Source organism: Leclercia sp. TB492, assembly GCF_049974505.2.
Taxonomy (GTDB): Bacteria; Pseudomonadota; Gammaproteobacteria; order Enterobacterales; family Enterobacteriaceae; genus Enterobacter; species Enterobacter adecarboxylatus_C.
The window spans coordinates 2,914,722-2,932,740 of the sequence record NZ_CM127572.1; the positions used below are offsets into that span (position 1 = coordinate 2,914,722).

Annotated in this window: 18 protein-coding genes and 3 tRNA genes; 10 read left to right on the plus strand and 11 right to left on the minus strand. The window is 56.3% G+C overall.

The window, feature by feature from the left end; genetic code table 11:
- Positions 1–7: 7 nt before the first annotated feature.
- Positions 8–247 carry a YecH family metal-binding protein gene (locus tag ACP4QI_RS13815; RefSeq protein ID WP_156264100.1) on the minus strand — a complete coding sequence of 80 codons (240 nt, stop codon included), beginning with the start codon at positions 245–247 and terminating at the stop codon, positions 8–10.
- Positions 248–314: 67 nt separating this feature from the next.
- Complete coding sequence (locus ACP4QI_RS13820; protein WP_231312003.1) at positions 315–656, minus strand: hypothetical protein; 342 nt, start codon at positions 654–656, stop codon at positions 315–317.
- Positions 657–905: 249 nt separating this feature from the next.
- Between ACP4QI_RS13820 and tyrP the strand changes: the two genes are divergently transcribed.
- Positions 906–2,117, plus strand: coding sequence for a tyrosine transporter TyrP (gene tyrP, locus ACP4QI_RS13825; RefSeq protein ID WP_426495309.1), 1,212 nt, complete (start codon positions 906–908; stop codon positions 2,115–2,117).
- An 80-nt stretch (positions 2,118–2,197) separates the two neighbouring features.
- On the opposite strand, the gene ACP4QI_RS13830 is transcribed toward tyrP, so the two are convergent.
- Complete coding sequence (locus ACP4QI_RS13830; protein ID WP_231312001.1) at positions 2,198–2,866, minus strand: YecA/YgfB family protein; 669 nt, start codon at positions 2,864–2,866, stop codon at positions 2,198–2,200.
- Positions 2,867–3,293: 427 nt separating this feature from the next.
- Between ACP4QI_RS13830 and ACP4QI_RS13835 the strand changes: the two genes are divergently transcribed.
- From ACP4QI_RS13835 to ACP4QI_RS13855, 5 genes are all read left to right on the plus strand, one after another.
- A complete protein-coding gene (locus tag ACP4QI_RS13835) occupies positions 3,294–4,415 on the plus strand; it encodes a branched-chain amino acid ABC transporter substrate-binding protein (protein ID WP_142486274.1) in 1,122 nt (373 codons plus the stop codon).
- 101 nt (positions 4,416–4,516) lie between these two features.
- Complete coding sequence (locus ACP4QI_RS13840; protein ID WP_059309089.1) at positions 4,517–5,431, plus strand: ABC transporter permease subunit; 915 nt, start codon at positions 4,517–4,519, stop codon at positions 5,429–5,431.
- A 10-nt stretch (positions 5,432–5,441) separates the two neighbouring features.
- Positions 5,442–6,743: a high-affinity branched-chain amino acid ABC transporter permease LivM gene (gene livM, locus ACP4QI_RS13845; protein WP_142486275.1), complete on the plus strand. Its 1,302-nt coding sequence runs from the start codon at positions 5,442–5,444 to the stop codon at positions 6,741–6,743.
- Entirely contained in the window at positions 6,740–7,615 is an 876-nt protein-coding gene (locus tag ACP4QI_RS13850) for an ABC transporter ATP-binding protein (protein WP_142486276.1), read from the plus strand. The genes livM and ACP4QI_RS13850 overlap by 4 nt, the downstream gene beginning before the upstream one ends.
- Positions 7,612–8,328, plus strand: coding sequence for an ABC transporter ATP-binding protein (locus ACP4QI_RS13855; RefSeq protein WP_142486277.1), 717 nt, complete (start codon positions 7,612–7,614; stop codon positions 8,326–8,328). Before ACP4QI_RS13850 ends, ACP4QI_RS13855 begins: the two co-directional genes overlap by 4 nt.
- Positions 8,329–8,366: 38 nt before the next feature.
- On the opposite strand, the gene ACP4QI_RS13860 is transcribed toward ACP4QI_RS13855, so the two are convergent.
- From ACP4QI_RS13860 to ACP4QI_RS13875, 4 genes are all read right to left on the minus strand, one after another.
- Positions 8,367–9,941, minus strand: coding sequence for a phosphoethanolamine transferase (locus ACP4QI_RS13860; protein ID WP_426495308.1), 1,575 nt, complete (start codon positions 9,939–9,941; stop codon positions 8,367–8,369).
- Between the two features lie 285 nt (positions 9,942–10,226).
- Complete coding sequence (locus tag ACP4QI_RS13865; protein WP_156264106.1) at positions 10,227–10,508, minus strand: heavy-metal-associated domain-containing protein; 282 nt, start codon at positions 10,506–10,508, stop codon at positions 10,227–10,229.
- A complete protein-coding gene (locus ACP4QI_RS13870) occupies positions 10,505–10,861 on the minus strand; it encodes a mercuric transporter MerT family protein (protein ID WP_426495307.1) in 357 nt (118 codons plus the stop codon). The genes ACP4QI_RS13865 and ACP4QI_RS13870 overlap by 4 nt, the downstream gene beginning before the upstream one ends.
- Complete coding sequence (locus ACP4QI_RS13875) at positions 10,839–11,984, minus strand: transglutaminase-like domain-containing protein (protein ID WP_285128042.1); 1,146 nt, start codon at positions 11,982–11,984, stop codon at positions 10,839–10,841. The genes ACP4QI_RS13870 and ACP4QI_RS13875 overlap by 23 nt, the downstream gene beginning before the upstream one ends.
- Before the next feature lie 404 nt (positions 11,985–12,388).
- Here ACP4QI_RS13875 and ACP4QI_RS13880 point away from each other — a divergent pair, with 404 nt between their 5' ends.
- From ACP4QI_RS13880 to ACP4QI_RS13895, 4 genes are read left to right on the plus strand one after another with little or no spacing between them, the layout of a single operon-like run.
- Positions 12,389–13,372 carry an autoinducer 2 ABC transporter substrate-binding protein gene (locus ACP4QI_RS13880; protein WP_426495306.1) on the plus strand — a complete coding sequence of 328 codons (984 nt, stop codon included), beginning with the start codon at positions 12,389–12,391 and terminating at the stop codon, positions 13,370–13,372.
- 57 nt (positions 13,373–13,429) lie between these two features.
- Positions 13,430–14,911: a sugar ABC transporter ATP-binding protein gene (locus ACP4QI_RS13885; RefSeq protein WP_231311991.1), complete on the plus strand. Its 1,482-nt coding sequence runs from the start codon at positions 13,430–13,432 to the stop codon at positions 14,909–14,911.
- Positions 14,904–15,884 (plus strand): ABC transporter permease, encoded by a 981-nt coding sequence (locus tag ACP4QI_RS13890; protein WP_426495305.1) that lies wholly within the window; start codon positions 14,904–14,906, stop codon positions 15,882–15,884. The genes ACP4QI_RS13885 and ACP4QI_RS13890 overlap by 8 nt, the downstream gene beginning before the upstream one ends.
- Entirely contained in the window at positions 15,881–16,846 is a 966-nt protein-coding gene (locus tag ACP4QI_RS13895; RefSeq protein ID WP_426495304.1) for an ABC transporter permease, read from the plus strand. Before ACP4QI_RS13890 ends, ACP4QI_RS13895 begins: the two co-directional genes overlap by 4 nt.
- A 136-nt stretch (positions 16,847–16,982) precedes the next feature.
- Here the strand turns inward: ACP4QI_RS13895 and ACP4QI_RS13900 are convergent.
- From ACP4QI_RS13900 to pgsA, 4 genes are all read right to left on the minus strand, one after another.
- Positions 16,983–17,069 (minus strand) — tRNA-Leu (locus tag ACP4QI_RS13900).
- Positions 17,070–17,081: 12 nt separating this feature from the next.
- Positions 17,082–17,155: transfer RNA gene (locus tag ACP4QI_RS13905), tRNA-Cys, on the minus strand.
- Positions 17,156–17,206: 51 nt separating this feature from the next.
- Positions 17,207–17,282, minus strand: a tRNA-Gly gene (locus ACP4QI_RS13910).
- 152 nt (positions 17,283–17,434) lie between these two features.
- Complete coding sequence (gene pgsA / locus ACP4QI_RS13915; protein WP_032612063.1) at positions 17,435–17,983, minus strand: CDP-diacylglycerol--glycerol-3-phosphate 3-phosphatidyltransferase; 549 nt, start codon at positions 17,981–17,983, stop codon at positions 17,435–17,437.
- Positions 17,984–18,019 lie beyond the last annotated feature (36 nt).

An 18,019-nucleotide genomic window follows, 5' to 3' on the forward strand; every position in this document is an offset into this window, starting at 1 on the left:
GTTATTTTTAATGACGACAAATTTTACTTTCGTGCGTTGAAAAACCGGTATCCAGCGGAATAAATTTCCCGCGTGCCGCCAGAAACGCCACCAGCTCCGTCGCGGTCATTTCCGCCGCCGAACAGGTATGAAAACGTGCCGCCTCACCAAAGCGTGCGGTAATTGCCGCCACCAGGCTCGCTTCGGTGTACTGTTCACCGGAATCAATCATCATCGTCAGCACGTCGTGCCCATGTATGGATGCCATAAACCCTCCAGAATGAAAGGCGCAGCCTGACACGTTCCTCCTCTGCCCGCGTTGCGCTGGCGCAGGTTTACATACAGCCGGCACAGCTGGTACAGCGCCAGTCCTGTTTATTCACCGCCTGATAAAACTGACGATAGCTATCGGTTTCCAGCGGGATGGCGTGGTCGAAAAAGAGGTCGGTCAGCCACTCGACGTTCTCAATGATCCACTCATCTTCCTGTAAGCCCTGGGCGAAAGTTTCATCCTCAGGATCGATAATCGAGTAAATCGCCCAGGTACCCATGTCCTTTTCCTGCCGCGCCTCCGGCAGGGCTAACGCCTGCCCCTGCCAGGTGATGATCCAGTGCCCATGACACAATAAATTGCCTGAGCGACTCCATTTTGCACTGAAGGGGTTACTGCCGGTCATCGCCGTCTCACTTTTTTTGATTATTTATAAGAAACGTTTACGTTACGCCTGATTATCGGGCGAAAACATTGTCCTTATGAAGTAGGCGAATACCCCCACTTTCATGGGCATACGACCAGGCCGTCGCTCCGGGTTATTTCCGTAAACATTGTTTTACAGTCGTTGTAACGTCGGTTTGACGAACCTGCGCTTTTCCCTTACTCTGCGCCGCAGATTTTGTCGTGATACAGCAAGGCCGTAGAGGAAAACGTGAAGAACAGAACGCTGGGAAGTATTTTTATCGTCGCCGGAACGACGATTGGAGCTGGAATGCTGGCGATGCCGCTGGCGGCCGCGGGCGTCGGGTTTGGCGTCACGCTGGTATTGCTGGGCGTACTTTGGGCGCTGATGTGTTACACCGCCCTGCTGCTGCTCGAAGTGTATCAGCACGTTCCCGCCGATACCGGGCTGGGGTCGCTGGCCGGCCGCTATCTGGGCCGCTTCGGCCAGTGGATCACCGGCTTCAGCATGATGTTCCTGATGTATGCTCTGACCGCGGCCTATATTAGCGGCGCGGGGGAGCTCATCGCCTCCAGCGTTAACGACTGGTTCAACGCCGATATTACCCCTGCCACCGGGGTGATCTTCTTTACCCTGATTGGCGGCGGCGTGGTCTGCGTGGGCACCTCGCTGGTGGATCTCTTCAACCGCTTCCTGTTCTCGGCAAAAATCCTCTTCCTGGTCGTGATGCTGGCCCTGCTGGCACCGCATATTCATAAGGTCAACTTACTGACCCTGCCGCTGGAGAAAGGGCTGGCGTTGTCGGCCATCCCGGTGATTTTTACCTCGTTCGGTTTTCACGGCAGCGTGCCGAGCATCGTCAGCTATATGAATGGCAACGTGCGCAAGCTGCGCTGGATTTTTATTACCGGCAGCGCCATCCCGCTGGTGGCCTATATCTTCTGGCAGCTGGTCACCCTCGGCAGTATCAACTCTTCGACCTTTATGGGGATGCTGGCGAGCCACACCGGCCTGAACGGGCTGTTGCAGGCCCTGCGTGAAGTGGTTGCGTCGCCGCATGTGGAGCTGGCGGTGCACCTGTTTGCCGACCTCGCCCTGGCAACCTCGTTCCTCGGCGTGGCGCTGGGCCTGTTCGATTACCTTGCCGATCTGTTCCAGCGCAGCCGCACCCTGAGCGGGCGGATGCAGACCGGGGCGATCACCTTCCTGCCGCCGCTGGCGTTCGCCCTGTTCTATCCGCGCGGGTTTGTGATGGCGCTGGGGTATGCCGGGGTGGCGCTGGCGGTGCTGGCGCTGCTGCTGCCGTCGCTGCTGGTCTGGCAGAGCCGTAAGCAGCATGCCACCGGCGACTACCGGGTACCCGGCGGTAAACCGGCGCTGTGTCTGGTCTTCGCCTGCGGGATTGCGATAATCCTTGTGCAGTTTGGCATTGCGGCGGGGTTGTTACCGGAAGTGGGATAAGCAGTTGTGCCGGGTGGCGCTGCGCTTACCCGGCCTACGATAGCTGTAGGCCCGTGCAAGCGAAGCGCCGCCGGGCGCTGTTAATGCAGACAGCAGTTCTTGAATTTTTTACCGCTGCCGCACGGGCAGGGATCGTTGCGGCCGACTTTGGTGCCGTTGATCACCGGCTGCTGGGTGACCGGCTCCTGCGGGTTGGCAATCCAGTAGTTATACAGACGCAGCGCCGCCGGACGAATGTTCTCGATGCTCTGCTGGAACTCCTCTTCGCTGAAGCTGTCCAGACGCTCAAAGTTCTCTTCGGAGCCGTGCAGGGCAATCAAATCCAGATCGGCACGCAGGGATCCCGGCAGGGATGACCAGTCGGTCAACGCCACGCCGCGCATATAGCCGAAGCACCACTCCTCTACCACGGTATAAGTTTCGCCCTCGACGTCGTTCATGCCGAACATCGGTTCAAACTGTTCCGGGTAGTCGCTCAGGCGCTCGGCGATATCGTTCATGTGCTTGAAGCAGAGATCGATAAAGCGGTTCATCTCACGATCGTTCTTCCAGCGCGGAATGTTTTTCTCGCCGCCCCATACCGCCACCAGCCAGCGGTCCGGCTCAACCACCACCGGGCCAGACAGCACCGCGGTCAGCATCCCGTCGAGCTCCGAGACGTCTATAACGGACTCGCCGTCATGACCGTAGGTCATTAAGGTCTCTTCCAGCCACTCCATTTCGGTTTCGTTTAACGGGCCTTCGCTCATGGTAAATCTCCTGCAGAATTGAATTGCGTGCAGGGTAACACAGAAAGCGTGTTGAACTGTCCCCTTCCCCTGCTTATCCCGGGCGCTTTACTGGTGCAAATGCGTTTGAATCGTGACCGTTGCACAACTTATGTGCTTTGTTGTTAATGAGATGTGATCCCCGCTGTAATTTCACTGCGTGGTGCCGGGTGGCTTAAAACGGCGCTCTATACTGAAAATTGTCGAAACACAGGCAATCTGCTGCCGTTCTGGCAACCATTTTGCTTACTGTTGTGCTGAGGGTAAAACCCTCAGGCAATCTCGCCTGTTTCTGCGGTATGTCGTCCGTTTAGTGCATTACGTTTTGAACACGTTTTGGATTGGGTACGCCTCCGGCGTTCGACTACACAGGGTTGTGCCAAAAACCACTCAGAAAAGGTACATAATAATGTCGCTGAAATTGATCAGAAGTCCTCTCTCTATCGTGCTGGCAGGGTGTCTGGTGACGGCGTTTTCCGCCCAGGCTGATATCGTCATTGGCGTGGCTGGTCCCTTCACCGGGCCGAACGCCACCTATGGGGACCAGTACTGGCACGGCGCGACCCAGGCCGCGGAAGACATTAACGCCGCGGGCGGCATTAATGGCGAGAAGATCAAACTGGTGCAGGGCGATGATGCCTGTGAACCGAAACAGGCCGTCTCGGTCGCTAACCGTCTGGTTGACCAGGATAAGGTCAAAGCCGTGGTCGGCCACTTCTGCTCCTCCTCCACCATGCCGGCCTCCGAGGTCTATAACGACGCCGGCGTACTGGCGATCACCCCGGGCTCCACCAACCCGCTCATCACCGAGCGCGGCATGAGCGACATGTTCCGCATGTGCGGTCGTGACGACCAGCAGGGCCAGGTCGCCGCTGATTTCATTATCGATAAGCTGAAAGCCAAACGGGTGGTGATCATTCACGACAAAGACACCTACGGCCAGGGGCTGGCGGATGCCACCAAAGCGGCGCTGGCGAAACGCGACGTTAAGGATGTGATGTACGAAGGCCTGTCGCGGGGCGAAAAAGACTTTAACGCGCTGGTGACCAAAATCGGTGCCCAGAAGCCGGATGTGGTCTTCTTCGGCGGCTGCCACCCGGAAGCGGGCCCGCTGGTGCGCCAGATGCGTGAGCAGGGCGTGCAGGCCAAATTCTTCTCCGGCGACTGTATCGTCAACGAAGAGATGGTTACCGCCGCCGGGGGCGCGCAATACACCAACGGCATCTATATGACCTTCGGCAAAGACCCGCGCCTGATCCCGGAAGGCAAAGCAGTGATCGACAAATTCCGCGCCAGTAAATTCGAGCCGGAAGGCTACACCCTCTACTCCTACGCCTCTATCCAGGCCATTGCTGCGGCCTTTAAAGCTGCGGGCGGTGCCGATCCGGCCAAAGCCAGCGAATGGCTGAAGGCTAATTCGGTGGATACCGTGATGGGCAAAAAATCCTGGGACAGCAAAGGCGACCTGAAAGTCTCCGACTACGTGGTGTACGAGTGGGACGACAAGGGAAAATATAAGGAAGTGCAGTAACGGGACGGAATCACGCTCAACGTCGGTATGGCGACATACCGACGCAGTATAAACATCGGGCCGCGCCCTGAACGGGCGGCCTAAAACACGAGCGCGCGATGATGGAAACTTTCTTTCTGCAGCAGTTAATCAATGGCTTAACGCTGGGGTCGGTCTACGGTTTGATCGCCATCGGCTACACCATGGTCTACGGCATTATCGGCATGATTAACTTCGCCCACGGCGAAGTGTATATGATCTCCGCCTATCTCTGCGCCATCGGCCTGGCGCTCCTCTCCTTCTTCGGGCTGGAATCCTTTCCGCTGCTGATCCTCGGTACGCTGGTGTTCACCATCGTGGTGACGGGGGTCTATGGCTGGACCATCGAGCGGATCGCCTATAAACCGCTGCGTAACTCCACGCGCCTGGCCCCGCTGATCTCCGCCATCGGCATGTCGCTGATCCTGCAAAACTACGCCCAAATCAGCCAGGGGCCGCGCCAGCAGGGGGTCCCCACCATGCTCGACGGGGTGCTGCGTTTTCATATTGGCGAGGGCTTTGTGCAGATCACCTACACCAAAGTCTTCATTCTGATCGCCTCGTTCACCGGGATGCTGCTGCTCACCTGGATAATCAGCAATACCCGGCTCGGGCGGATGTGCCGCGCCGTGCAGCAGGATCGCAAGATGGCGTCGATTCTGGGTATCAATACCGACCGGATCATCTCCCTGGTGTTCGTGATTGGCGCGGCGATGGCCGGGCTGGCAGGAGTGTTGATCACCATGAACTACGGCACCTTTGATTTTTACGCCGGTTTTATCATCGGGATTAAAGCCTTTACCGCCGCCGTTCTCGGGGGGATCGGCTCCCTGCCCGGCGCGATGCTGGGGGGCCTGATCCTCGGCATTGCCGAGGCGCAATTCTCCGGCATGGTGAACTCCGACTATAAAGATGTGTTCTCCTTTGGATTGCTGGTGGTGATCCTGATTTTCCGTCCTCAGGGACTGCTTGGCCGCCCTGTTGTGGCCAAGGTGTGAGGGAAAAAAGATGACTGCACAAATCGTTTCGCAACCCGCATCCCACGAGGGGTTTTCGCTTAAGCGCTGTCTTCTCGACGCCATTTTTGCCGGCATGGTGGCGCTGATCGTTTTTGGTCCCATCGCCGGCGTGGTGCTGGATGGCTACAGCTTTAACTTCGAAGGGCGGCGGCTGGCGTGGATCATTGCCACGGTGATGACGGGCCGTTTCTTACTGAGCGCCTTTTTAACCACCGCGCCGGGCCGACGGGTGATGGCCCGCTTCGACAACGATAACTCAGGGGTCTACGTCCGCCCGCCAGAGTACAAAAGCCGGATGCGCTGGATCCTGCCGCTGATTATCGCCCTGGCGGTCTGTTTTCCGTTCGTCGCCACCAAGTACGTGCTGACGGTGGCGATCCTCGGCCTGATCTACGTCCTGCTCGGCCTCGGGCTGAACATCGTGGTGGGGCTCGCGGGCCTGCTGGACCTCGGCTATGTCGCCTTTTATGCCATTGGGGCCTACGGCCTGGCGCTGGGCTATCAGTATCTGGGGCTCGGCTTCTGGACCATGCTGCCGCTGGCGGCGCTGATGGCCGCTGCGGCCGGGGCTCTGCTCGGCTTCCCGGTGCTGCGCATGCACGGCGACTATCTGGCGATTGTGACCCTCGGCTTTGGGGAGATCATCCGCCTGGTGCTGAACAACTGGCTCACCTTCACCGGCGGGCCGAACGGTATCTCCGCCCCACCCCCTACCCTGTTCGGGCTGGAGTTTGGCCGTCGGGCGAAAGATGGCGGCGTGCCCTTCCACGAGTTCTTCAACCTGACCTTTAACCCCAATCTGAAGTTCATCTTTATCTACGCCATTCTGCTGCTGGTGGTGCTGCTGGTGCTGTACATCAAGCACCGCCTGACGCGGATGCCGATTGGCCGCGCCTGGGAGGCGCTGCGTGAAGACGAGATTGCCTGCCGCTCCATGGGCCTCAACCATGTGCTGGTCAAGCTGTCGGCCTTTACCCTCGGGGCCTCTACCGCGGGCATTGCCGGCGTGTTTTTCGCCACCTATCAGGGGTTTGTTAACCCCACCTCGTTCACCTTCTTTGAGTCGGCCCTGATCCTCGCCATTGTGGTGCTAGGCGGGATGGGCTCCACCCTCGGGGTGGTGCTGGCGGCCTTTGTGCTCACCGTCACCCCCGAACTGCTGCGCACCTTCGCCGAGTACCGCGTGCTGCTGTTCGGCGTCCTGATGGTGGTGATGATGATCTGGCGACCGCGGGGGCTGATTCGCATCAACCGTAGCGGCTTCGCGGTGCGAAAAGGAGTGGCGCCATGAACGGGACCATTTTAAGCGTGGAGCATCTGATGATGCACTTTGGCGGCATCAAGGCGCTTAACGACGTGAATCTTGAGGTGCAGCGCGGCTCTATCACCGCCCTGATCGGGCCGAACGGTGCGGGGAAAACCACGGTGTTCAACTGCCTGACCGGGTTTTATAAAGCCTCCGGCGGCAATATTTTGTTCAATACTCGCAGCAAAACGACCAACGTGATTCAGATCCTCGGGCAGAAATTCCAGCCGGGGGACTGGATCAACCCGGCACAGTTCGGCCAGCGTCTGTTTTATAAAATGTTTGGCGGCACCCATCTGGTCAACCGCGCCGGGCTGGCGCGTACCTTCCAGAACATCCGCCTGTTCCGCGAGATGTCGGTGGTGGAGAACCTGCTGGTGGCGCAGCACATGCAGGTGAACCGCAACCTGCTGGCCGGGGTGTTGAACACCTCCGCCTACCGCCGGGCGGAGAGCGACGCCCTGGACCGGGCCTTTTACTGGCTGGAGGTAGTGGATCTGGTGGACTGCGCCAACCGCCTCGCAGGCGAAATGTCCTACGGCCAGCAGCGGCGGCTCGAGATTGCCCGCGCCATGTGTACCGGGCCGGAGATGATCTGTCTCGATGAACCGGCCGCCGGGCTCAACCCGGTGGAGACCCACACGCTGAGTAACATCATCCGTTTCCTGCGCGATCGCCACGACATTACCGTCCTGCTGATCGAACACGATATGGGGATGGTGATGGAGATATCGGATCACATCATCGTCCTCGACCACGGGGATGTGATTGCTCAGGGCAAACCGGAGCAGATCCAGCACGATGAAAAAGTCATTGCCGCCTATCTGGGCACCGATGAAAGCGAGGTCAGCGTATGAGTGAGGCAATGCTGGAGTTTCGTCAGGTGGATGTCTATTACGGGGTGATCCAGGCGCTGAAGCAGGTTTCATTGCAGGTCAACCCCGGCGAAACCGTGGCGCTGATCGGCGCGAACGGGGCGGGCAAATCGACCCTGCTGATGTCCATTTTCGGGCAGCCCAGGGTACGCGACGGGCAAATTCTGTTTTGCGGCGAAGACATCAGCCATAAATCGACCCACTACGTGGCCTCGGGCGGCATCGCCCAGGCCCCGGAAGGACGGCGCATCTTCCCCGATATGACCGTCGAAGAGAACCTGCTGATGGGCACCATCCCCATCGGCAACCAGTATGCGACAGAGGATCTCCAGAGCATGTTTGACCTCTTTCCGCGTCTGAAAGAGCGGCGTAAACAGCGGGCGATGACCATGTCCGGCGGCGAGCAGCAGATGCTGGCTATCGCCCGCGCCTTAATGAGCCGGCCTAAACTGCTACTGCTTGATGAGCCGAGCTTAGGGTTAGCGCCGATAGTGGTGAAGCAGATCTTCCAGACCCTGCGCGAGCTGGCGCGCAACGGGATGACGATATTTCTCGTGGAACAGAACGCGCACCATGCGCTAAAGCTCTCCGATCGTGGATATGTGATGGTCAATGGCCAGATCCGCCTGAGCGGCAGCGGCGAGGAGCTGCTCGGCAATCAGGACGTCAGAAAGGCCTATCTGGGCGGCGTGTAGCCAGGACGATCCCGCCAGTCAGCTCTCCCTGACTGGCATCACTCGTGGAGATCGTCAGGAAGCTGCGCGTACGCCACTTTCTGCTGCTTAAAGTTGGTCACCGAGGGGGAGCCCACATCCTGCTCCGAGACAAAGGGGTATTTCGGGCTTAACTCTTTGGCCTCGATCCCGGTCCAGACGGAGAAGAAATCGAGAAAATCGTTGGCAGAGCGGCGGGCTTTAATCAGGCGATGCTCTTTGTCGTCACTCGACATGATCATAAAGGGCACCTGATAGTTTTGCTGGAAGGCATCACCATGCCCCATATACTGGCCCCCGGTCAGACGGGATTTATAGGTCAGACCGTGATCGGAGAAATAGACCATCGAGAAGCTGTCGCCGGTATTTTGTAGCTGCTGATAAAGCTGTTTTAACAGGGTGTCGGTCTGGGTGATGCTGTAGATGTAGCAGGAGGTCTCTTTCGACTGTACAAATTCGGTATATTTTCCCTGGGTGCGCTCGCAGGCCTGGGGATGCGAGCCCATTAAATGCAGGACGATCAGCTGCGTTTGGCTGTGGCGGGTAGAGAGCACCTGCTGCGTCATCTGCAATAGGGCTTCATCCCGGGGATTATTTTCATCTTCATAATACCCTTTGCGCAAAAACTGCACGTTATTCGCACGCTTCGCAATACTGGCGACAGCGGTATCGTTTTCCCCAATTTGTCCCTGATTGGAGAACCACCAGGTCTGGAATCCTGCGCGGTTTGCCAGCGTGACGAAGTTATTCTGATACTCCGGATTCCCCCCGTTCACCCGGGTCATGGACAGGCCCAGTGAGGTTTGGGTGGAGGCGCTGGAGGAGACAAAATCCGTGAACAACGTACCGTTAACCGTGCTGGCAAAGGGGGTGTTTTTCCACTGCCCGCCAAAAGCCCCCAGGGCATCCCGACGCGCACTTTCACCGATCACCACCACGTAGTTGTGGTAGCGGGGCTTCACCGCCAGCACGGTCCAGTTGTCCTTCATTTTAGCCAGCTCCAGCATGTGTGCTTTTTCCTGCACCACCTCGTGGTTGTTGATCACCACGTCCTTCACGAAGCGGAACACCGGATAGCCCACATCCAGCAGGGTAAAGCTTCCCCAGTGGACCAGGTTTTTCATCGGCGTCATAAAGAAACAGGCGACGCTGAAGGCCAGACAGAGCATATCCACGCGGCGCCACGCCATATGCGGCGTAATTTTACGCCGTAGCGCTACCCCGCCTAGTGCCAGAATAATTAATGAAACCAGATAGCTGTGCCAGGGGAATATCGTCAGGATCTCAACGGATTCAGTCACGTTGGTGGAGTGTAGCGCCAGCAACGTATTAAAATTCGGCGCGCCATAGGCCTGTTGAAACGGGAAGTACATTGCCGCCAGCAGGCTGCACAGGGCAATAAACCCTTTCTGCACGCGCGGCGCGATCCGCCAGAGAACAAATAATACGCAGCTAAAGGCCACCGAATAGATCAGGCTGAAAGAATACCCAAACGAATAATTAATCAGCACGGACTGGAGAAAATAAAAAGCTGTCCATGGATTAAGCGTAATATCGCGGATCCAGAGGGTATATTTACTCGCGGTTATATTCATATTGACCGTAATCCACAATAAGCCGCAGCAAAATGCTGGCGCCAAGGATCAAAAAAACCGCCGGAAAGGCGATATAGGGATAAAAATGGAGCATTTTAGGGAGAAACTTATCCAAAGATAGAGCGCGGGGGTGGGAAAATCAACGTTTTGTCATCTCATCTTCAGCAAATTGAAGCAATATCATCATAATTTATTAATAATTGTGTGGTAGCGCGTCTTTCTCACAATTTAAGAAAGACGCAAAGGCGATAATATGAATTAAACCATCATCAATTATTATTATTTTTACGGTTTTTCAATGCGGTTCACGGTTGCCGTATAGCCCGTTTTCGCCACCGCCTGTAATAACGTCTCCGTCGGGAATCCCTCCGGGACGATGACGTCGGTTTGCCGCGTCTTCAACGACGCTTTCGCTTTTACCACCCCTTCCGTTTCACGCAGGGCCTGGTTGACCGAAATCACGCACAGCGAGCAGGTCATGCCCTGCACGTCCAGCACCACTTTTTCATTTGCAGCCTGCGCGCACAGCGGCAGTAACAGACTCGCGGTTATCAGCAGTCGTTTCATTCCATCACCTCATAATACCAGGCCACCACCGTGGGGTAGAACAGTACCAGCAACAGTACCGGCAGCGAGAGCCAGAACAGCAGACGCATTTGCCTCAGCGTCATCCGCCCGGTACACCACGGCCGCGTTGAAAAATAGAGCCGCCAGAACACCCGCAGCATCAGTGCTGACGAGAGCAGGATCATCGGCACCCGCAGGAACTCAAGCTGGCTGAGGCCGGCAAAACCGGCGGCCGAGAAACCAAACAGCAGATAGAGCAGCGGCCCGACGCAGCACAGCCCGGCGGTGACGGCCGCCGCGGCCGCCGTCAGCAGGGTCAGCCCTGCACCCTTAGCGTTGTTCTGTTGAGACATAGTGGTACGTAAACACCTTTGGATCGTAAAAATTGAGTGGGTCGCCGTCCACCTCGGCATAAGGGTAGCCAAAGTTATTCACCGCGCCCTGCTCCGTCGCCGGGTACAGCTCGAAATCGCGCCCGTAGTTGAAGCCCACCCAGTTCATCTCCCAGTTGCCAAACAGGTACGTATTCACCGCCTGCACATCGGGATCCTGATGGGCTTTTTTCTCCGCCAGACGCATTTTGGTGACGTCCGCCGGATCGCACGGCAGCCAGCCGTATCCCGCCAGATAAAATTCCGCCCGGCAGTGCTGCCCGCCGCTGACGTCGGAGACGCCCGCGCTGTCGGCCTTGCCGAAGGCGCTGGCGGAGTAACGCTCCAGTTTATTGGCCCGGCCCAGGCGGATGCCGAACAGCTCCCGCGCCGGAATGCCGCTGGCCCGCGCCAGGGCGACAAACACCGAGCTGATGTCGGTGCATTTGCCGCTGAGCTTGCCGCTTTGCAAAATGGTGGCCACATCGCCGGTGCCACAGCCAATCACGTCGTTATCGCGCTCCATATGGCTGCTGACCCACTCGTAGATGAGACGCGCTTTCTTCAGCGGATCGGTTTCGCCGGCGGTGATTTTTTGCGCCGTTTCGCGCACCAGTCCATCAACCGGGGTATGGGTTGTCGGCAGCAGGTACGGCTTCACCGCCAGCGGATAGACGATCTGTTCCGGTGCCTGCCAGTGTTTCAGAGCCTCATGCTTCAGCGGCTCCCAGTCTGCCGTTTCGATCTCCAGATCGAGCTGGAGCAGCAGATCGCCGTCGGATTTTGGCCAGGTCGCGAACAGCGTTTTAGCCCCATAGGCGTTGTTGGTGGTGATATACGCCTGCTGGTAGTTACCGCTGAACGTCAGGCCGGTCATCTGCTGAAAGGCGGTATCCACCGGTAACGGGATCCAGAGTTTGACTGTCCCGCTGGAGCCCTGCGGCGGTGCCAGTTTATAGGTTTGTGACAGGACAAAACGACGGCGCATCACCGGCGCGGCGAGCGGAGCGCTGTTTTGCGCCACCGTCTGGCTGGCAACGACCGGGCCTACTAAGCCTGCGGCAGAAAGAAGAACGCTGGATTTAAGAAATTGTCGACGCTGCATGGCTATCTGTCCCTTGTAAATGAATGTTCATCACAGCAGACAGGGGCTGGCGCGGAGTGATAGAGATGATTCATCAATAACAGACCTGTTAACTGTGAATAAAAGATTAAGCGCCGTTATTAGGCGGCATTCTGGCGGGGTTGTACAGGCATGAAGGCAAAAAATCGAGAATAACCGCAACAATTGCAGGGCGAGAGATCGGGATTGGCTAAATAGTGTGCGGCCTGCGCGCCCTCACCCCATCCCTCTCCCTGAATGAAGAGGAACCGACCGCACGCTTATTTTATTCGCGAACAAATATTGGCAATGATTATTCTCACCTAATATTAAAAATGAACACGGCTATCTCAACCAACACATCGTCATTATCACTTTAATTTTTTACCACCCTACAGAGGTATGAGATGAGAAAAATGTGCTTAACAAAATTATTGTCTGCGAGTTTGCTCGGGCTGATGGTTTTCTCCACCGCTGCAATGGCGAAAGAAATTGAAGTGGTTAATATCTCAAAAATAGATGGCATGCCCTGGTTTAATCGCATGGGTGAAGGGGTCACTAAAGCGGGAAGCGACCTCGGGATTAAAGCTTCTCAGGTGGGGCCATCCAGTACCGATGCGCCACAACAGGTCAAAATCATTGAGGACTTAATCGCTAAAAAAGTTTCCGCGATCGGTATCGTGCCTAATGACGCCGATGTTCTCGAGCCGGTATTTAAAAAGGCGCGTGAGGCGGGCATCGTGGTATTAACCAATGAATCCCCGGGGCAACCCAGCGCCAACTGGGATGTGGAAATTATCGATAACCAGAAATTTGCCGCCGACAACGTTGAAGAGATGGCGAAAGCCATTGGCGGTAAAGGGGGCTATGTCATCTATGTTGGCAGCCTGACCGTGCCGCAGCATAACCTGTGGGCGGATCTGTTCGTGAAATACCAGAAAGAGCATTACCCGGAAATGCATGAAGTCACCAACCGGATGCCGGTGGCTGAAAACATCGACGACGCCCGCCGCACCACCATCGATCTGATGAAAGCCCATCCCGACATGAAAGGGATTGTCTCATTTGGTTCTCAGGGGCCTATCGGTGCGGGCCGCGCGGTGAAAGAGAAACGAGCGAAAGGCAAAGTCTTTGTCTACGGCATGATGATCCCATCCCAGGCCGCCTCGCTGATTAAAAGCGGCGATATTGCCATGGGGATCACCTACGATCCGGCTTCTGCGGGTTATGCCATCACCGCCATCGCCGACAAGGTCCTGAAAGGGGAAGAGATTACCCAGGGTCTGGAGATCCCCAACCTCGGTAAAGCGGACGTCGATAGCGATAAACGCATTATCAAGTTCCACAAAGTCCTGCGCGTCACCAAAGAGAATATTGATAGCCTGTATTAATCGGTTGAACCCGCACGCCCTGTCAGGGCGTGCGGCATGAGCCCCTGAGAGGTAGATATGGCGCCCTTTATTTCACTGGGTAAGATCAGCAAAACCTTCTACGGTGTGAAAGCGCTGGATAACATCAACCTGACGCTGGTTCCCGGAGAAGTTCACTGTCTGGCCGGGCAGAACGGTTGCGGTAAATCGACGCTGATTAAAATCATCTCCGGCGTCTATAAACCCGATCCCGGTTTTGAGCTCGCCATCGAGGGTAAACCTTACGCCCATCTTTCACCCATCGACTCCGTTAAAGCCGGAATTCAGGTTATCTATCAGGATCTCTCCTTATTCCCCAATTTAACCGTTGCGGAAAATATCGGTATTCACCAGCACCACCACCATCTGCTGGTCAACAAGCGCGAGATCCGCCGTATCGCAGCGCTGACGATGAAGAGTATCGATGCGAAATTAGATCTGGATGCCAACGTGGACTCCCTGCCCATCGCCCAACGTCAGCTCGTGGCCATCTGCCGGGCGCTGGCCCAGGAAGCCAGGCTAATCATTATGGATGAACCCACCGCCTCGCTGACCATCCAGGAGGTAAAGGGGCTGCTGCGGGTGATCGGCGACCTGAAGAAAAGAAATATCTGCGTGGTTTTTGTCAGCCACCGGCTGGATGAGGTGCTGGAAATCTCCGACCGTATCAGCGTGCTGAAAAACGGCAGCCTGATCGGCACCTTCCCCGCCAGCGAGATCAATAATAAAAAACTGGCGTTCTTGATGACCGGCAAAGAGTTCTCGTATGCGGTGCTGCCGCCGATTGAGAAAATTGGCGAGGTGGCGCTAAAGGTTAATAACCTCACCAAAGCTCAGCAATATAAAGATATCTCTTTTCAGATCCATCAGGGGGAGATCCTCGCCATAACCGGGCTGCTGGGTGCCGGGCGCACGGAGCTCTGCCTCAGCCTGTTCGGTCTCACAAAACCCGATTCCGGTGAGATAGTACTGGAGGGCAAAGTGGTTCATTTCGCCAGCAACCGGGATGCGGTGAAAGCCGGAATTGGCTATGTCCCGGAGGACCGGATGAGCACCGGCCTGGTGATGGATCAGTCGATCAATGACAATATTATTTCGACCATACTGAAGCGGCTAAAAACGCCCTTCAGGCTGTTGGAAAGGTCTAAATCGGACCGCATCGTCGCGGAACTCGTCGAGCAGCTGAGCATAAAAATTGGCAGCGTGGATCTGCCCGTTAACACCCTCTCCGGCGGCAATGCCCAGCGCGTGGCGATTGCCAAATGGCTGGCCATCAACCCTAAAGTACTGATCCTTGACTCGCCCACCGTCGGCGTCGACATTGCCAATAAAGCCGGGATCTACCAGATCATCTCAGCCCTGTCACGCAAGGGGATCGCGGTGCTGATGATCACCGATGAGATCGACGAAGCCTTCTTTAACAGCCATCGGATTTTAGTGATGCGCAAGGGCGAGATCGTCGCGGAGATCCTCCCGGAAAAGACCACAGAGGCCGCGCTGGCAGAGGTCGTCAATGGTTAAGAAAATCGGGGTGAAAACCCATGAGCTGTTCCTCGGGCTGACCATTATTTTGATTGGCGGCTATCTGTCGTTTGCCAGCGCCGATTTTATGACCCTCGGCAATATCTACGACCTGATCAACAACTACGCCATGTTAACCATCCTGGCCTGCGGCCTGTTCATCGTCCTGATCTCTGGCGGGATCGATATCTCATTCCCGGCCATGACCATCATCTCCCAGTACGTTATGGTCACCCTGATACAGGGCACCAGCGGCAACTTTGCCCTGGCGTTTGCGCTGTCAGGCGGGCTGGGTTTACTGCTCGGCCTGGTCAACGCCACGCTGGTTAACCGGCTAAAGGTGCCCTCCATCATCATTACCATTTCAACCCTCAATATTTTTTACGGCCTGCTGCTGTACCTGACCAAAGGAGTCTGGCTGTACAGCTATCCGGAGTGGTTTGAACAGGGGGTGATGCTGTTTAAATTCACCGCTGCCGTTGGCTACGATTACGGTTTAAGCCTGCCAATCCTTACCCTGCTGGTAGTGGTGGCGTTAACCGGCTTTATCATGAACAAAACCAGCATTGGCCGGATGATTTACGCCATGGGCGGCAACCGCGAAGCGGCCTCCCGGATGGGATTCGGCATCTTTAAAATGCAGCTGTTTGTTTACGGCTATATGGGGCTGATGTCCGGCGTGGCCGGCGTGGTCCAGTCCGCGACCGTCTTAACCGTCGCCCCCGACTCCCTGCTGGGCTATGAGCTGACGGTGCTCGCGGCGGTGGTGTTAGGCGGAACCAGTATTGTCGGCGGGCGCGGGACCTTACTCGGCACCCTGTTGGGGGTGATTTTACTGGCCGTGATACAAAACGGCCTCAATCTGACAGGGGTCTCCTCTTACTGGCATACGGTCGTTACCGGTGTGGTGATCGTCACCAGCATCAGCATGACGGCATGGAGTCAGCGCAAAGGTCAGGGAGTAGTAGCATGAACGCCAGAAAAACCCAGGATCGCGTTGAGATTTACCTGAGTGTGTTAATCGCCGTCGTCGTGATTGCGTTTAGCTGCCTTATCCCCTCTGTCTTCTGGTCGTCAGCCAACTTCCAGTCTGTCGCCTCGCAGATGCCGATCCTCGGGGTACTGGCGTTAGCCATGGCGGTCACCATCCTTACCGGTGGGATCAATCTGTCCATCATCGCCACCATGAACGCCTGTGGGCTGGTGATGGCCTGGGTCGCCACGCATTATCCCCCGACCCTGAGCAGTATGCTGCTGGTGCTGGCTGCCGGACTGGCCATGGCTATCGTGATTGGATCGGTTATTGGATTTTTGGTTGCTGTGGTGCGGGTCTCGCCCATTCTGGCGACGCTCGGGATCATGACCCTGCTGAAGGGGATAAATATTCTGATCTCTAAAGGCTCGTCGATCTCGAACTTCCCCGACACCATTCTGGCGATTAACAGTACCAATATCCTCGGCATCCCGCTGCCGTTACTGGTGTTTCTGGCTGTGGTGGCGGTGCTGTGGGTGATCCTCGAAAAATCCGCCTTTGGGCGCACGATCTACCTCATCGGCTCGAATGAACAGGCAACCCACTACGCCGGGATCAACACCCGTAAGACCCTTATCTGGGTTTATATACTTTCATCTGTACTGTGCGTGATTGCCGCGCTGCTGATGATGTCCAAGCTGAACTCGGCCAAGGCCTCTTACGGTGAGTCTTATCTGCTGGTATCGATTCTGGCGGCAGTGCTGGGCGGGGTAAACCCCGACGGCGGCTTCGGCAAGGTCTTTGGCATGGTGATGGCGCTGATCCTGCTGCAGATGCTGGAGAGTGGTCTGAACATTCTTGGGGTGAGTAGCTATATCACCATGGCCCTGTGGGGCGGCCTGCTGCTGGCGTTTATTTTCCTGAAGGGGGCTAATTTGTCGCGCCTGTTCAGCAGGTCCTGATCGTCAGAGGAGCTAATCGGAAAGCGGTCACCCATCGCGAAATGATGTCAGATAAGCCAAATTTCAGGCACAAAAAAACCACCTTTCGGTGGTTTCACGACACTGCTTATTGCTTTGATTATTCTTTGCTTTCCCATGGTAGCCGGAGTGGGACTTGAACCCACACAGCGCGAACGCCGAGGGATTTTAAATCCCTTGTGTCTACCGATTCCACCATCCGGCCTCGGGAAGAAAGTGGAGGCGCGTTCCGGAGTCGAACCGGACTAGACGGATTTGCAATCCGCTACATAACCGCTTTGCTAACGCGCCTTAAATCTTTTGTCTTGCGACTGACACCCGCTATTGCGACTGTCTTAAATTTGGAGCGGGAAACGAGACTCGAACTCGCGACCCCGACCTTGGCAAGGTCGTGCTCTACCAACTGAGCTATTCCCGCAATCATCAAGTCATTGTGCTAATCACTTGATTTTGTTATCGACTAACGAACCGTGCCGTCGTTCGATGCGTTGCATTCTACTTACCTGACGCTTTGAGTCAACGTTATTTTTCTTAACTCAAGATCGTTTGCTGAAAATTACGGCGAAACGATCACTGATCAAGCAAATCGCCGCGTGCAGCGTTCAAATATTGCAACATTGACCAGAGCGTCAGCACTGCGGCGACCATAAACAAGCCGATACCAGCCCACTCCACCCACTCGTTAGGACGCCACAGCATCCACACCAGCGCCGCCATCTGCGCGGTGGTTTTCACCTTGCCGATCCAGGAGACCGCCACGCTGCTGCGTTTACCCAGCTCGGCCATCCACTCGCGCAGGGCCGAGATGATAATTTCACGGGCAATCATGGTAGCGGCAGGCAGTGTCACCCACCAGCTGTGATAATGCTCCACCACCAGCACCATGGCGATGGCGACCATCACCTTATCGGCTACCGGGTCGAGGAAGGCACCGAAACGGGTGCTTTGGTTCCAGCGACGCGCCAGATAGCCGTCAAACCAGTCGGTCACGGCCGCGACAAAAAAGATCAGGGCACAGGCAAAAGGCGCCCAGACGAACGGCAGGTAAAACGCCAGCACAAAGAAAGGGATAAGGACGACGCGGAAAAGCGTTAACAACGTAGGGATGTTTAATCGCATAGTGACGGTAACTGTTTGTTGTCAGTAATTATTAGC

Coding starts and splice junctions, on each gene's coding strand:
- ACP4QI_RS13855 (WP_142486277.1), top strand. CDS start 7,612: ATGAGTGAGGCAATGCTGGAGTTTCGTCAGGTGGATGTCTATTACGGG.
- ACP4QI_RS13880 (WP_426495306.1), top strand. CDS start 12,389: ATGAGAAAAATGTGCTTAACAAAATTATTGTCTGCGAGTTTGCTCGGG.
- ACP4QI_RS13840 (WP_059309089.1), top strand. CDS start 4,517: ATGGAAACTTTCTTTCTGCAGCAGTTAATCAATGGCTTAACGCTGGGG.
- ACP4QI_RS13820 (WP_231312003.1), bottom strand. CDS start 656: ATGACCGGCAGTAACCCCTTCAGTGCAAAATGGAGTCGCTCAGGCAAT.
- ACP4QI_RS13895 (WP_426495304.1), top strand. CDS start 15,881: ATGAACGCCAGAAAAACCCAGGATCGCGTTGAGATTTACCTGAGTGTG.
- ACP4QI_RS13865 (WP_156264106.1), bottom strand. CDS start 10,508: ATGAAACGACTGCTGATAACCGCGAGTCTGTTACTGCCGCTGTGCGCG.
- ACP4QI_RS13830 (WP_231312001.1), bottom strand. CDS start 2,866: ATGAGCGAAGGCCCGTTAAACGAAACCGAAATGGAGTGGCTGGAAGAG.
- pgsA (WP_032612063.1), bottom strand. CDS start 17,983: ATGCGATTAAACATCCCTACGTTGTTAACGCTTTTCCGCGTCGTCCTT.
- ACP4QI_RS13835 (WP_142486274.1), top strand. CDS start 3,294: ATGTCGCTGAAATTGATCAGAAGTCCTCTCTCTATCGTGCTGGCAGGG.
- ACP4QI_RS13860 (WP_426495308.1), bottom strand. CDS start 9,941: ATGAATATAACCGCGAGTAAATATACCCTCTGGATCCGCGATATTACG.
- ACP4QI_RS13870 (WP_426495307.1), bottom strand. CDS start 10,861: ATGTCTCAACAGAACAACGCTAAGGGTGCAGGGCTGACCCTGCTGACG.
- ACP4QI_RS13885 (WP_231311991.1), top strand. CDS start 13,430: ATGGCGCCCTTTATTTCACTGGGTAAGATCAGCAAAACCTTCTACGGT.
- ACP4QI_RS13890 (WP_426495305.1), top strand. CDS start 14,904: ATGGTTAAGAAAATCGGGGTGAAAACCCATGAGCTGTTCCTCGGGCTG.
- ACP4QI_RS13850 (WP_142486276.1), top strand. CDS start 6,740: ATGAACGGGACCATTTTAAGCGTGGAGCATCTGATGATGCACTTTGGC.
- livM (WP_142486275.1), top strand. CDS start 5,442: ATGACTGCACAAATCGTTTCGCAACCCGCATCCCACGAGGGGTTTTCG.
- ACP4QI_RS13875 (WP_285128042.1), bottom strand. CDS start 11,984: ATGCAGCGTCGACAATTTCTTAAATCCAGCGTTCTTCTTTCTGCCGCA.
- ACP4QI_RS13815 (WP_156264100.1), bottom strand. CDS start 247: ATGGCATCCATACATGGGCACGACGTGCTGACGATGATGATTGATTCC.